Source organism: Ensifer adhaerens, assembly GCF_013283195.1.
GTDB lineage: Bacteria > Pseudomonadota > Alphaproteobacteria > Rhizobiales > Rhizobiaceae > Ensifer > Ensifer adhaerens_G.
Genome location: NZ_JABEKT010000002.1, coordinates 123,829 through 138,373, shown reverse-complemented (window position 1 = coordinate 138,373; position 14,545 = coordinate 123,829). Strand labels below are relative to the sequence as shown.

The 14,545-nt window shown below is 63.5% G+C and carries 8 protein-coding genes; 2 read left to right on the top strand and 6 right to left on the bottom strand.

The features are described from left to right. Positions 1-76: 76 nt before the first annotated feature. Both LPJGGPFB_RS17155 and LPJGGPFB_RS17150 read right to left on the bottom strand, forming a co-directional pair. Positions 77-1,099, bottom strand: coding sequence for an LLM class flavin-dependent oxidoreductase (locus tag LPJGGPFB_RS17155; RefSeq protein ID WP_173421173.1), 1,023 nt, complete (start codon positions 1,097-1,099; stop codon positions 77-79). Between the two features lie 156 nt (positions 1,100-1,255). Then, entirely contained in the window at positions 1,256-2,227 is a 972-nt protein-coding gene (locus LPJGGPFB_RS17150) for a GlxA family transcriptional regulator (protein WP_173421172.1), read from the bottom strand. Positions 2,228-2,353: 126 nt separating this feature from the next. Between LPJGGPFB_RS17150 and LPJGGPFB_RS17145 the strand changes: the two genes are divergently transcribed. Next, positions 2,354-2,974 (top strand): cysteine hydrolase family protein, encoded by a 621-nt coding sequence (locus tag LPJGGPFB_RS17145; RefSeq protein ID WP_210264514.1) that lies wholly within the window; start codon positions 2,354-2,356, stop codon positions 2,972-2,974. A 146-nt stretch (positions 2,975-3,120) separates the two neighbouring features. Here the strand turns inward: LPJGGPFB_RS17145 and LPJGGPFB_RS17140 are convergent, their stop codons facing one another. Continuing rightward, a complete protein-coding gene (locus tag LPJGGPFB_RS17140) occupies positions 3,121-4,320 on the bottom strand; it encodes an MFS transporter (RefSeq protein ID WP_173421171.1) in 1,200 nt (399 codons plus the stop codon). A 110-nt stretch (positions 4,321-4,430) separates the two neighbouring features. Here LPJGGPFB_RS17140 and LPJGGPFB_RS17135 point away from each other — a divergent pair, with 110 nt between their 5' ends. Then, positions 4,431-5,369, top strand: a complete 939-nt coding sequence (locus LPJGGPFB_RS17135; RefSeq protein WP_173421170.1) for an AraC family transcriptional regulator — start codon at positions 4,431-4,433, stop codon at positions 5,367-5,369. 35 nt (positions 5,370-5,404) lie between these two features. On the opposite strand, the gene LPJGGPFB_RS17130 is transcribed toward LPJGGPFB_RS17135, so the two are convergent. The 3 genes from LPJGGPFB_RS17130 to pdxR all read right to left on the bottom strand — a co-directional run bounded on the left by LPJGGPFB_RS17130 (position 5,405) and on the right by pdxR (position 14,534). Next, on the bottom strand, positions 5,405-11,470 hold the full coding sequence (locus tag LPJGGPFB_RS17130) for a putative Ig domain-containing protein (protein WP_173421169.1): 6,066 nt from the start codon (positions 11,468-11,470) through the stop codon (positions 5,405-5,407). Positions 11,471-11,650: 180 nt separating this feature from the next. Beyond that, positions 11,651-12,634, bottom strand: a complete 984-nt coding sequence (locus LPJGGPFB_RS17125; RefSeq protein WP_173421168.1) for an AraC-like ligand-binding domain-containing protein — start codon at positions 12,632-12,634, stop codon at positions 11,651-11,653. A 409-nt stretch (positions 12,635-13,043) separates the two neighbouring features. Next, a complete protein-coding gene (gene pdxR, locus LPJGGPFB_RS17120; RefSeq protein ID WP_173421167.1) occupies positions 13,044-14,534 on the bottom strand; it encodes a MocR-like pyridoxine biosynthesis transcription factor PdxR in 1,491 nt (496 codons plus the stop codon). Between the last annotated feature and the right edge of the window lie 11 nt (positions 14,535-14,545).

Genomic DNA, 14,545 nt, shown 5'->3' with positions numbered 1-14,545 from the left:
ATGAGCGTGAGCCCGGAAATGAGGCGGGCGCCCATCTCAGATAGACAGGCGCGCCGCGAAAGCGGCGTCCCGTCGATTAGCGCCAGCCGAGCGCTGGTGCCACGTGCTTCAGGATCGCCTCGATGACGTGGGCATTGTAATCGACGCCGAGCTGGTTGGGCACGGTCAACAGCAGCGTATCGGCTTCCGCTACGGCTTCGTCGCCGGCGAGCTGCTTGATCAGCACATCCGGTTCGGCCGCATAGGAGCGGCCGAAGATTGCCCGCGTGTTCTCGTCGATGAAGCCGATCGTGTCCTGTTCCTTGCCGCTCTGGCCGAAATAGGCGCGGTCGCGATCGTCGACGATCGCAAAGATGCTGCGACTGACGGAGACCCGGGGCGTGCGGGTGTGCCCCGCTTCCTTCCATGCTTGCCGATAGGCACGGATCTGGGCTGCCTGCTGCACGTGGAACGGCTCGCCGGTCTCGTCGTCCTTCAGCGTCGAGCTCTGCAGGTTCATGCCGAGTTTGGCGGCCCAGACGGCGGTTGCGTTCGAGCTGGAACCCCACCAGATGCGGTCGCGCAGTCCTTCCGAATGGGGCTCGAGCCGCAACAGGCCCGGCGGGTTCGGAAACATCGGCCGCGGGTTCGGCTGGCCGAAACCGTTGCCTTTCAGCGCTTCGAGAAACACTTCCGCGTGGCTGCGGCCCATGTCGGCATCCGATGCGCCGTCCTCAGGCACGTAGCCGAAGTAGCGCCAGCCATCGATCACCTGCTCGGGCGATCCGCGGCTGAGACCGAGCTGCAGGCGAGAACCGGAGATGAGGTCGGCGGCGCCGGCGTCTTCGGCCATGTAGAGCGGGTTCTCGTAACGCATATCGATGACGGCGGTGCCGATCTCGATGCGCTTCGTCCGGGCGCCGACGGCGGCCAGCAGCGGGAACGGAGAGGCCAGCTGCCGAGCGAAATGGTGTACGCGGAAATAGGCGCCATCGGCGCCGAGCTCTTCGGCGGCGACCGCAAGGTCGATCGACTGCAACAGCGCGTCACCCGCCGAGCGGGTCTGCGACTGGGAGGAGGGGGTCCAATGGCCGAAGGAAAGGAATCCGATTTTTTTCACGATAGCGCCGCCTGGGGATGTGTCATTGCTTGTCTCCTAGATGGCATGGGACTGCCCCGAGCAACAGAGGTTGGGGGCCGAACGCTGTGTTTCCGAAACGCGCAGGAAACGACGTGTGTCCGATCCGTGGCAACGCAACGAGCAGTTTAGGATGTTTCATTGAGGTGCAAGGGTGGCAGGGCCCTTCCTGAACTGCCGGCGGTAGCTTGCCGGCGAGATCGAGAAGGCGCGGGCAAAGTGCTGGCGCAGCGAGACGGTGGAGCCGAAACCCGCGATCTCGGCGACCCGGTCGATCGGACAGGAGCCGGTTTCGAGCAGGCGTTGCGCGGTCGCCAGGCGCTGATTGAGCAGCCATTGTGTAAATGTGGTGCCGGTCGCCTTGCGGAAATGCCGGGTGAAGCTGCGCAGGCTCATTCCGGCCCGCTCCGCCAGTTTACCGAGCGACAAGGGTTCGCTCAGATGTTCGATGGCCCAGTTGATCGTCGCGCCGAGCTGAACCTCGCTGACGGCCGCCGGCATCGGTTTTTCGATATATTGGGTCTGGCCGCCTTGGCGATGCGGCGCCACCACCAGCCGCCGGGCAATGCGATTGGCAATTTCCGCTCCATGATCGCGGCGAACGATATGGAGGCAGCAATCCATTGCGGCGGCCGTTCCGGCCGATGTGAGGATGTCGCCATCATCGACGTAGAGCGCATCCTGATCGAGGGCGACCTGCGGGTAGCTTCGTTGGAACTCTCCGGCCCAGGCCCAATGGGTGGAAGCCGGTCGCCCGTCGAGCACGCCGGCTTCAGCCAGGACGAAAGTGCCGAGGCACAGGCCCACCAGCCGCGCGCCGCGCTCATGAGCAGCCCTCAGGCTCTGCAGCAAGGCTTCGGGTGGCCGCTCGTCCGGATCCCGCCAGGCCGGCACGATGACGGTATCGGCCGCGCCCAGGTAGCTCAGATCATGTGTCACCTCGATGCGAAAGCCGGAACCGGTGGGGATCGATCCGGTGTTTTCGCCGCAGATCAGCAGCCGGTAGCGTGGCACTCCAAGTTTCAACAACTCGTCGCCAAACACGATGCAGGGCACCGAGAGGTGGAAGGCGCTGATGCCTTCAAAGGCGATGACGGCGATGGTGTGCATCGGTGCTGTGATCCCGTTTCGAAGAGTTGGCCAGAACCTAGCATATATTGTCATTCCGGCCACTTTCGTGAGGCCGCCTTATGCGGGATTTTCCCGCGGCCAACAAAGACGCGAAAGGACATTTCCATGATACAGCACCCAACCATCCGCGCCCTCGCCGGTGCCACGGCGCCGCAAAGTCTTGATCCTGACAAGACAGCCCTGCTGGTGATCGATTTTCAGAAGGAGTATTTCAGCGGCAGAATGCCGATCCCGGATGGCGAAAAGGCACTCGTGAATGCCAAGCGCCTTATCGCCCGGGCCGATCAGGACGGCATGCGCGTCTATCACGTGCAGCATGTGACACCGGCGGGCAGCCCTGTGTTCGCCGAGGACAGCGAGATGTCCCGGTTGCACGACGCGATCCAGCCATCCGCGAGCCATGCGGTGATCAGCAAGTCGTCGGTCAGTGTGTTTCCGACCACCGATCTCGACCAACGGCTGAAGGAGGCCGGCATCGATACGCTGATCATCGCGGGTCTCATGACCCATGCCTGCGTCGCCGGGGCCGCCCGCGATGCCGTGCCGCTCGGTTACAGCGTGATCGTCGCCGACGACGCCTGCGCCACGCGCGACCTCGATATGGCGAATGGCAATACCGTTAGCCATATCGCTCTGCACCGCGCAGCTCTGGCCTCGATCGACGACACCTTCGGCGACATCGTCACGACCGATCGGCTTCTGGCGCTGCCGCTGACGGCCAAATGAGGCGTTGACGGTCAGCCAGCCTTGCAAGAAACGCCGCCGCCGACTGATCACGTAGGTGGCGGCGATCGTTAATCGATGCGCAGTTGGCGGCCGTTCCGACTCTGGAGAAATCGGGATCTCGGCCGCCAACCGATTGGGCTTTCAACTCAGCCCGGCTGGAGGGCCACCTTGCGGGAGACCGCCACGAGCGAGGCGCCCAGCAGCGCAGCCAGTGCGGCGAAGAGGAACACACCGGCCGGTCCCTGGAGTTCGACGATCACGCCGCCGAGGATTGCTCCCGTCGAGATGGCGATCTGGAATGTCGTCAGTGTCGCAGCGCCCGCACCTTCCGCCTCGTCGCCGGCAGCCCGGCTGATGAAGGACTGGACGCTGACGGGCAGAGCGCCGAAGGCGAACCCCCAGGCTGCCGTGGCTGCCGCGGCAACGGCCGGCAGCACGCCGGCGACGGCGAGAAGCAGAGCCGTGGCGGCGATACCGGCCGCCGCCAGCATCATCGACAGGCGGGTGTTGCGCTCCGCCAGAAAACCTCCGGCGATATTGCCGAAGAAGCCGCCGATACCGAAGGCGAGCAGGATCGCGGTGATCATCTCGACGTCAAAACGCGGAACCTGTTCGAGATAGGGGCGGATATAGGTGAAGCCAGCAAAGTGACCGGTGACAACCAGCAGGATCGTGGCAAGGCCCAGCCGGATCGCCGGGCGCTTCAGGACCCTTGCGATCGTGTCGAGGCCGGTGGTCCCGATGGGCGGCAACGATGGAACAGTCAGCGCCTGGACGATAAAGGTGATCACCCCGACTGCGGCTGCAAGCAGGAACGCATAGCGCCAGCCGAGCGTGGCGCCGATCCAGGCGCCGACGGGTGCCGCGCACACTGTGGCGATCGACACGCCCGACATCACGATCGCCATGGCCCGCGGCATCAGTCTGCCGGGAACAAGCCGCATGGCGAGCGCCAGCGACATGGCCCAGAAACCGCCGAGCGCGACGCCGAGCAGCACTCGGGCCGCAAGCAGAAAGGGAAGGTTCGGCGCAAAACCCGCCATCAGGCTCGAGACGACGAGCAGGCCGGTCAGAGCCAGAAGAACCGTTCGCCGGTCGAACCGTCCCGTGTAGACGACGATCGCCGGGCCGGCGACCGCCGCGACGACGGCCGTCGTCGTCACCGATTGCCCGGCCGCCCCGACGCTGACCCCTAGATCCGCCGACATCGGCGTCAGCAGGCTTGCTGGTAGAAACTCTGCCGTCACCAGGCCAAACACGCCAAGCGAAAGGGACACCACGGCGCCCCACCGCGCGCGGCTCCGGTCGTCCGTCGGGGCCGCTGATTTTGTCACCAAGCCATCCATATTCTCGATCTCCGCGATTGTTGATGGCGAAAATAGGTGGGATCTTCAGGAGTTTCTATGCTAGAAAATCCAAAAGACTGTGCCGTTTCTCCAAACTTGCCGGTGGGTTCATGAGCGATGCATTGACCGAAATCTTGCGCGGGCTGCGGCTCGACGGTGTTGAATACGGGCGTTGCCAACCCTGCGCGCCCTGGGCGACGGCCTATCCGGCGCAGGAGCCCGCGCGGTTCCACTTTCTCGCATCAGGCTCCGCCCACCTTCGTGCGCCGGATGGCGAATGGATCGAACTCTCGCAAGGCGATGCGGTTCTGTTGCCCAGAGGCGATGCGCATGTACTGGCGAGCAAGCCGGGCATTCCGCCGGTCTCGATCGCCGACCTGCCGAAAAGGCAGCTGTGTGACGGCATCATCGACGTGCAATGCCCGTCGACGGACAGCAAGAACCTCATCTTCTACGCGGTGATGCAGTTCAATGTCGATCGGCTGCATCCACTCCTGCAACTGATGCCGGCCGTCATGCGCACCAGCGATCTTGCGTCGAGCGAACCGTCGATCCCGCCACTTCTCGACGCCATGACGCGGGAAGCCGAGATGCAGCGCGTCGGTTCGGGCGGCATTCTGGCGCGGCTCGCCGACGTGCTGACCGCAACGCTCATTCGAACCTGGGTGGAGCATGGCTGCGGCACGGCGACCGGCTGGCTGGCGGCTGTGCGCAATCCGGAACTCGGTCGTGTGCTTGCCGCCATCCACCTTGAGCCAACACGGGATTGGAGTGTGCCCGAATTGGCAAAGCTGATGGGGGCGTCGCGATCGGGTTTCGCTCAGCGTTTCGTCGACATCATGGGCGAGACACCGGCGCGCTATGTCGCGCGCATGCGAATGCACCAGGCGCATCAATGGCTGCAGGAAGGGCAGAGGGTGGCCCTTGTCGCCGGCCGCCTCGGCTATGATTCCGAGGCTTCGTTCAGCCGCGCCTTCCGCAAGATCATCGGAGCACCGCCAAGCCACTATCGAAGCAAGACCTCGGTCAGGGAGAAACTGGCTTCCTGAGACGATCTGATATTCTTTTCCCCGGTCGCCCGGGGTCAGAACCGCCCGCTTATGCCAACCTTTGCGCCGGCAGATGTCTCGCCGTCGCCTTCGATGTTGAACAGTAATCCGGTGTCGATCGACCAGCTCTCTACAGTTTGCAGCGATAGCGCGGCCGAGAGCGAGCCGAACAGGCCCGCGCCATCAAGCCCGGAATAGCCGATCGTACCGGCGAGCTTGGGCGTCAGCGCCATGTCGTTCTCGAGGCTGAACTGCCGGGCAATCTCCGCCCTCAGGCTGACCCGCAATTGCTCTTCGGTGAAGCCCTTGAGGTCGACGATGTCGCCGGCGCCGTTCTTCACCCCATAGTCGTCAACCGTTTCGGAGAAATAGACGGCTCTCAGCGCCGGCGTAAACACAGTTGCCTCGTCCAGCTGCCATTGCCCCTTGACCGAAGTGTCCATGAGCAGGCGGCGCGTGTCGAATGTGCCGTCCCAGGCATTCATGTCGATGGTGTTGGACGAGCCGCCATAGAGCAGGCTCGAATCCCAGAAGATGCCCTTGCCGAGTTCGAAGGAGGCATAGGGACCGGCGAGCCAGCCATTGCCCGAAAGCTCTGCATCCTCGTCGGTCGGGTCGGTCATGCGGTCATAGTGGAAGGACAGGCCGAGCAGTGCTCTCTCAGACAGCAGATAGTCTGCGCCAAGCGAGACCATGCCGAAGTTGCCCCACTTGTCGTCGTCGTCCTTGCGACGGTGCATTAGGAACGTGCTGTCGAGCCAGATGTTGAATGGCGAGGCTTCGGCCTGGTCAACGCCATCGGCCCTGTCGCGCGCCGCCTCGATCTGGGCAAGGCTTGTGGAAAAGCCAAGTGTAACGCCATCGGTTGAAGGTGTCATACGGGTGGTGACCGTGTCTGATCCCGCGGCCATCCGGCGCCGGTCGATCAGGCCCGGCACCTTGATGGTCGAGGCGATCAGGTTCTGCCGCGTCCGTACGAAGTCGCGCACGAGTGCGTCGATCTCTGCGGCCTGCCCGGAGGTATCGAAGGCGAGATTGTACGTCACGGTCCCGGTGTTGGAGGTGCCGAGCGCACTGACCATACGGAAGCCGATGCGCACCCGGCCGGAATAGGCCTTGTTGGGCGTGAACTTCAGATACCAGCCAACCGGAGCGGCGGCCGGACCAACCTGTGCCAGTTCGCCCTGGATGATGGACGCCGTTCCGGCCTGGGCCGGCTCGACAAAGGTCGCCTCGGCCGCGATGAACGGACCGCCGGTGGCGCCGCGATTGAGATAGACATCCGGCGGTGCCGATCCGGCCGGGACATCGACCACCTTGTCGGTGACGGTGATCGCGCGGGCCTGGACCTTCACGGAATAGCTCGCCGTTCCCGTTGCGCCGTTGTTGTCGCGAACCTCGATCGCGAAGGTGTAACTGCCTCCGGCGTCCGCGGCCAGCGGGCCGGTCAGTTCACCCGTTGAGACGTTGAGGACCATGCCTTTGGGCAAAGCGCCGGATGCCAGGCGATAGAGCATTGGCCCGGTTCCGCCCTTGGCGGCAATCGGCTGGCTGTAGTCCTCTCCGGCCATGGCGTCCGTGAGCGTTCCAGCGGGTGGCTCGAAGCTGAAATCGACTGGGGCGGCTGCAATCGCGATCGAATAGCGTGCGGTTCCCTCAGCGTTGTTGGCATCGGTTGCCGTCACGGTGAAATCGTGGTCTCCGGCTCGGGTCGGGATGCCGCCGATCGCGCCGGTGGCGCTATCGAGCGCGAGCCCCGCAGGAAGCTGGCCCGATGTGACGGCATAACGATAAGGCGCGGTTCCGGCCGAGGCGGTGACGCCGCCGCTATAGGCGGCTCCGGCGGTTCCAGTCGCCAGCGCGCCAGCCGGTGGCGAGAAGGTGAGCGTCGGTGCTGTCACTGTGATCGACACCGTCGCGGCAGGCGAGGTGCCGGTGACGTTGGTGGCCACATAGGTGAAGCTGTCGGAACCGGAATAGCCCGGTGTCGGGGTATAGATGATCGCCAGTCCGGACACCGCGGTGGTGCCGTGCGCCGGCTGGGTTTCGACCGAAACCGTATTCGCTGCGCCGCCGCTCAGATCGAGCGTGATCAGGTTGGCCGCGGAGTTTGCTGCGACGGTTGCACGCACATTGTTGGCTGTCGGTGCCTGGATGACGATGGCGATCGAGTAGCTTGCGGTTCCCGTTGCATTGTTGGCGTCGGTTGCCGTCACGGTGAAATTGGCGGTTCCGGCCGTCGTCGGCGTTCCCGAGATGCGACCGTTGGTGCCATCGAGCGCGAGGCCTGCAGGCAGTGCGCCTGAAGCCACGGCATAGCGATAGGGCGCGGTGCCGGCCGACGCGGAGATGGTGACCAGGTCATAGACCGTCCCGACGATACCTCCGGTCAACGTGCCGGCTGCAGGCGAAAAGCTGAGAGTGGGTGCCGTGACGGTGATCGTCACGGTCGCGGCTGTCGACGTGCCGGTCGCGTTGGTGGCGGTGTAGGTGAAACTGTCGGAACCGGAGTATCCAGGCGTCGGTGAGTAAGTGATCGCAAGCCCAGACACCGAAGCGGTGCCGTGCGTCGGCTGCGTCCCGATCGCGAGCGTATCTGCGATCCCGCCGCCGAGATTGAGCGTGACCGGGTTCGCCGTGGAGTTTGCCGCGACCGTTGCGCTCACATCGCCGGCGGTCGGTGCCTCGACCGCAATCGCGATCGAGTAGGCCGCCGTCCCCGTTGCGTTGTTGGCGTCGGTGGCCGTGATGGTGAAATTGTAGTCTCCGGCCGTTGACGGCGTTCCCGAGATGAAACCGGACGCAGGATCGAGCGTCAGCCCGTCCGGCAGCGTGCCGGTTATGGCATAGGTGTAGGGTGAAGTGCCGGCCGATGCAGCGACGGTGACGCCGCTGTAGGCGGATTTGGCGGTCCCGCCGGCCAATGCGCCGGCTACGGGCGAGAAGCTGAGGGTAGGTGCCGTGACGGTGATCGTCACGGTCGCGGCTGTCGACGTTCCGGTGACGTTGGCGGCGGAGTAGGTGAAGCTGTCGGAGCCGGAGTACCCAGGCGTCGGTGAGTAAGTGATCGCAAGCCCAGACACCGAAGCGGTGCCGTGCGTCGGCTGCATGCCTATGGCCAGCCTATCGGCGATCCCGCCGCTGAGATTGAGCGTGACCGGGTTTGCCGTGGAGTTTGCCGCAACCGTTGCGCTCACATCGCCGGCGGTCGGTGCCTCGACCGCAATCGTGATCGAGTAGGCCGCCGTCCCCGTTGCGTTGTTGGCGTCGGTGGCCGTGATGGTGAAATTGTAGTCTCCGGCCGTTGTCGGCGTTCCCGAGATGAGACCGGACGCAGGATCGAGTGTCAGCCCGTCCGGCAGCGTGCCGTTGACGGCATAGATGTAGGGCGCGGTGCCGGCTGATGCAGCGACGGCAATGCCGCTGTATGGGGTCGCAGCCGTTCCGCCCGCCAGTGCGCCAGCGGGCGGAGAGAAGGCCAGGGTCGGCGCAGAAACGGTGATCGTCACGATCGCGGCGGCGGACCTGCCGGTCGCGTTGGTAGCGGTGTAGGTGAAGCTGTCGGAACCGGAGTACCCCGGCGTCGGGGTGTAGGTGATCGCGAGTCCCGACACCGAAGATGTACCGTGCGTCGGTTGGGTGCCGATGGCAAGCGTGTCCGCCGCACCGCCACTGAGGCTGAGCGTTATTGGATTGGCCGTGGAGTTCGCTGCAACCGTCGCACTCACAGCGTTGGCGATCGGCGCAGGCTTTGGTGTGACCGAACTGGACGCATCGGAGGCCGGACCGGGGCCGATGCTGTTGGTGGCCGTGACTTTGAAGGTGTAGGCCGTGCCGTTGGTAAGGCCTTTCACGGTGATGGGACTTGATCCGCCGGTTGCCGCGGCACCGCCCGGATCAGCCGTCACAGTATAGCTGCTGATCGGTGTGGTGCCTGCATTCACAGGGGCGGTGAAGCTGACCGTCGCCTCGCCGTCACCCGACGCAGCGCTGACGGCGGTCGGCGCATCAGGGGCTGCGCCCGCGCGATTGACGACGATGTCATAGGTCTTCGTGGTAACGGTGTCCTGCGCCGTCACCACGATGCTTACGGCGTTGTCGCCGACCTGGAGGTTGACGGGAAGGCTGCCCGGCGCCGCGATGACGGTTCCGTTGACCGAGACGACGGCGCCGGGATGTGCGCTGGCCGGAGTAACGGCGATGGTGGCAACGCTATTGCCCACCGAGACAGTATAGCTGGTGGTGGCGGCGTCGAAGGTCGGGGCAAGCGTGCCGCTCGAAACGCCGATGCCCGAGAGGTTGGCGTCGCTCGAGGGCGGCGCGACGATCATGGGCGTACCGCCGGTGAACGCCTTGGTCATCTCGTTGCCGGCGCTATCCTTGATGCCTGTGCCGGTGGACAGGCTGAGAGCCAAGGTGCCGTCCCCCGAAACATTCGCGATCTGCACCTGATAGGTCGCTCCCGATCCCGACACACTGTCGATCGTGCCTTGCGCGGTTCCTGTTTTCGCCAGGGTGAACTTGCCGATGTCCACGGCCGTGACCGGTTCGGAAAACGTGACGTCGAAGGTGGCGGCTGTCGCGGTGGGCTTGATTGACGTTACCGTGGGCCGGACGCCGTCGATCCTGATGCCTGATGTATCGGCAATGTTGCGCAGTGTGATATCTGCATCCACTAGGCGGTTGTAGTCCGTGATCGTTGCCCCCCCGCGCGCCATTGACGAGATTGCGATTCCGTCTTCGTCGAGGTCGTTTTCGGCAACAGTGTAGGAAAACGTCATGGTGTTAAAGACGGCGCCGATCAGGTTGATCCGCCGCTCGACAGCCCCAAAGACAGCCTTCAGGTACGGCCCCCCGTTGCTAGCGATGTGCTGATCGAACTCCACGTCGAACAGCAGCGTGGCGCCGATCGCGTAGGTTCGTGCGGGCGTGTTGAGCGGTTTGACGGCGGTGACAACCGGCGCGGCGACATAGGTATAGCCGTTTGCGCGCGTCACGGAACTGTTGCCTACGGTCGTCACGGTCACATCGGCCGGGCCGGCCGCTCGTGCCGGCGCAGTGGCGGTAATCCGGGTGGCACTATCGACGGTGAACGTGGTGGCGGGAACGCCGCCGAATGCAACGGCACTCACACCGATGAAGTTGGTGCCGGTGATGGTCACGGATTGTCCACCGGCACTGCTTCCAATCGACGGCGTGACGCCGGTGATCGTGGGAGGTGCGCTGCGCGTGACGACCACCCGATAGGTCCGCGTGACCGTGCGGTCCTCGGTCGTCACGGCAATGGTGAGTGTGTTGTCGCCAACATTGAGTGGCACGGCGGTCGATGTGCCCGATACGGCGCTGACCCCGTTGATCTTCACCGTCGCGGTGGTTCCGGGCGTTGACGGTGTCACGCCGAGGGTGGAAACGCCGTTGGCCACCGCGGCCGTATAGGTCAGGGTATTGGTGTCGAAGGCCGGCTCGAGGTTGCCGCTCGACAGGGCGAGACCGGAAAGTGCGGCGTCTAACGGGTTGCTTTTCGTGACGCAGACGACGTCCATACGCCAAGGAACGGTTGTCGGGCTTTGGTTTATGAATTCGACATAGATTCCACCGTCAACGAGGTTTTGCCCGGAAATCGATGCGGATTCATTGCCAGTTACAACACCGGCTTCATAACTGGTCATGAAGTATTCGACGCCAGTTTCAGAGATCGCGGTGAAGTACGCGCTGTCCCAGTAGGATGGATTGCGGATCAAATCGATATGAAGCCGGTCCGTCGTTAGAAAATCACTCTTGGGGTAGGTCTTCGAGAGAGCTAGGACGTCCTTCCCGTTCAGGTCGGCAACGATATCCTCACACCCTTTCGACGCAGCGAACGCTTCTCCCGCCACGGCCACGAGGCTGGAAAGAAGGAAGATCAGGGCCGTCATCAGCCGGATCTGATTGCGCCAGAACCGGCGCAACCTTTCAGCCTTCGGCAACGCCTCCACCGGCGTGGCGACGCACACTCGTTCGACGATGTCGTCAGACAGCATCGCCGAGGTTCTGCCGCCGCTTGCCCTACGAACGGCCGGGCTGCGGGAACGTGCGGCGGTGGCCGATAGGTAGCTTGTCATGACGGATTTCTCTCAACAAAAACCGCGCCATGGCAGGCGCGCTTCGTGTTAGCTCGGAGAAAGTGCCGTCTTCAATTGGTGGAGGCGGTCAGGCGTGGAAATGCGCACCACGTGCCAATGACCCTGCGTTTACTGCCAGATCGGCTGTCTCGCCACCACACCAACTTGCCGCTGAGGTCCCTATCGCCCGATCAGGCTGATCCATTGCGACCAGTCGGTCGCCGACAGCCCGGGTGCGGATTTCAGCAGGGCCGGATGGTGCGCCGAAAGATGCCGTAGTTCCCGCGGCGACAGGCCGAATTCCCGACGAAAAGCACGGCTGAAATTTGCCGCGTTGGTAAAGCCGTGTGCTGAGGCGAGGTCTGCAATCGCCATGTGCCTGTACTCCGGCGCTCGAAGATTGATGAAGGCACGCCGCAGGCGCTGCTGCGCCAGGAAAACCGAAAATCCCCCAACCAGTTCCAGAAGCCGATAGACCGTTCGGCGCGACAGACCGAATGCGGCCATGACGCGCTCCACGGTCAGATCGGGTTCGAGCAAGTGGTCGGTTATGTAGCGCCTGACCGCGATCGACAGCGCATGGCCGACGCTCGCTGCATTGCCCTCGCTCGTCTGGCTGTTGATCGCAGCGCCCGCGAGATCGAGCAGCGGAGACAGGACCGCTTCCGCGTCGCCGACGGAGATATGATCCAGTTGCCTATGCAGGCTGCCGAGCGTGTCCCTCAACAGCGAAACGAGCGGCATGCTCGACGGTAGGACCAATTCATGATTGTCGTCCGGGCGCTTCAGACGGGGGGCCAGCATCTGGCGCGGAATGACCAGGCTGAGATGCTCGTGATCGATTGTGGACGTGGCGAGCGGCTGCGCCATATCGATCACGTAGAGGTCACCGGGGCGGGCAATGCTGTCGGAGCCGCCGCGGCTGCCGCTTTGACCATTGAGATAAAACTGCACGAGATACCCGTCCATGCCGTCCCGGGCGATCTTGTAGCGGGAACGATCGAAGTCCTGACCGCTCGATCGAGTGCGCGCGACCCCGACACCTCCGATCAGGGCCGCATCGACGCTGGCGAAGAAAGGCTCGTCGGACGGACCGCGAAGGCGTGTGTCGAAAAGAACGCCGATCGACTCGCGCCACATCAAATGGGCGTCTTGCTGCCGCATGGCTGTCGTGTCGAATCGAGAGCGCGGCAATCCGAAGTGATCGATAGGCGAGGAGTCCAAGCTTGACGTGGCATCAATTGACATGGTCGGAAAACTTCGTTCTTGCGCTGCACTGATGGTCATAAGTTGACAACTGGCAATTGGCTTACCCAAGCATGTCCGCCACAACTCCTGAATACATCCGTTCATGTCGCGACTCTCGTTGGCCGCAAGCTAAACACTAGAGATAGCTGGATATTCTTGCGAGATCATTTCAGCCGCAAGGAGAAAAAAATTCCGAAGCGACAAGCTTCGAGCGGATAAAGGCAGACTGCGGCCGTATGCCGTTGCGGCACATTTCAGCTCTGTTTGCCGGTTTCGCCGTACAGCTTTTGACGGAAAACCGCTCCGCACTTTTCCAGGAAAGGCCCTAAGGGCTTGTCGCGGCCTTAAGAGCGCCTGCAAGCTTTCTGACGGCGACGTCGAGCTCGATCGGCGTATAGGCGGCGAATCCCATCAGGAATCCGGCCTCGCCAGCGCCGGATGCGTGAAGTGCCGACAGGCCCAGCAGCTCGACGCCAACGCGCCGCGCCGCGTCGATCGCCGTGCACTCTGGCAAGCCGCAGGTCAGCACGCAGGGCATCTGAAGACCGCCGATCGGAATCCGTGGCTCTACGAACGCCGAAAGGTGGGTCCGCACGAGGCCGACAAGAGCATCGAGACGTTCGCAGTAGACGCCGCGCATGGTGCGAACGTAAGCGCCGAAATGCCCGCCATCCATGAACCGGGCGAGTGTCAGTTGCGCAATCGAAGCCGTATGGCCGTCAAGCAATGTCCGTGCAACGGTCATCGGTTTGACCAATTGCGGAGGCAGCACGACATAAGCGATCCGCAGCCCGGGAAAGAGCGATTTGGTGAAGGTGCCGATGTAAATGGTCCGGTCGTGAGGGTCGAGGCCCTGCATGCAGGCTGTTGGTTTTCCGGCATAGTGGAATTCGCTGTCGTAGTCGTCCTCGATGATCCAGGTCTGGTGCTTCCTTGCCCATTCGATCAGGGAAAGTCGTCGATCGAGCGCAAGCGTCGCGCCGGTCGGAAACTGATGCGAAGGCGTCAGGAAAACGGCCTTGGCCTTGTGAGGTTGGCTCAAGATCCGTTCGACCGTGATGCCCTGATGGTCCACGGGAATTGGAACACATTCGAGGCCGGCAGCGTCGAATGCCTTGCGCGCGCCGTAGTATACCGGATCTTCGATGAAGATGCGGTCACCGGGATCGAGCAGCATATTGGCGCAAAGTGCCATTGCCTGTTGTGAACTCGTGAGAACCAGCACACGGTCGGCGCTGGCGCGAGCACCCCGTTCCAGGTTGACATAGTCGGCAATCGCGCGTCGAAGCGGTTCTGCGCCTTGTGGATCTCCATGAAGGAGAGCCTGTGTGCCCGTTTCCTTCAGGACCTGGCGCTCCAGACGTTCCCACAGCGAAAGCGGAAAGCTGCGCGTCTCCGGCACACCCGGTGCGAATGGCCGGGGTACAAGTTGTTCGCGGACGCCGCCGCTGCGGAACATGGCGGCACCGCGTTTGCTGAGGCTTGGCTCCTTGTGGCGCTGGAGCGCATCTCGCGGCGGAACTTTTTGGCCCACGGAGAATGCCTTCACCTCGGCGACGAAACTGCCGCTGCCCACCCGTCGGTCGATAAAGCCCTCGGCATGGAGTTGGCAATAGGCGGCCTCGACGGTGTCGCGGGAGACACCGAGTGACCTGGCGAGTGCACGCGACGCCGGCAGCGGTCTGCCGGGGCCAAGCGCACCATCGACGATGAGTTGCCGGACTGCTCGCTGAATCCGTGCGTGGAGCGGCAGCGCTGCATGCGCGGGATGGACGAGCCAAGCCTGCACGGTTTCCAATTGGGAATGCTTGAGCAAATGGTCTGGCC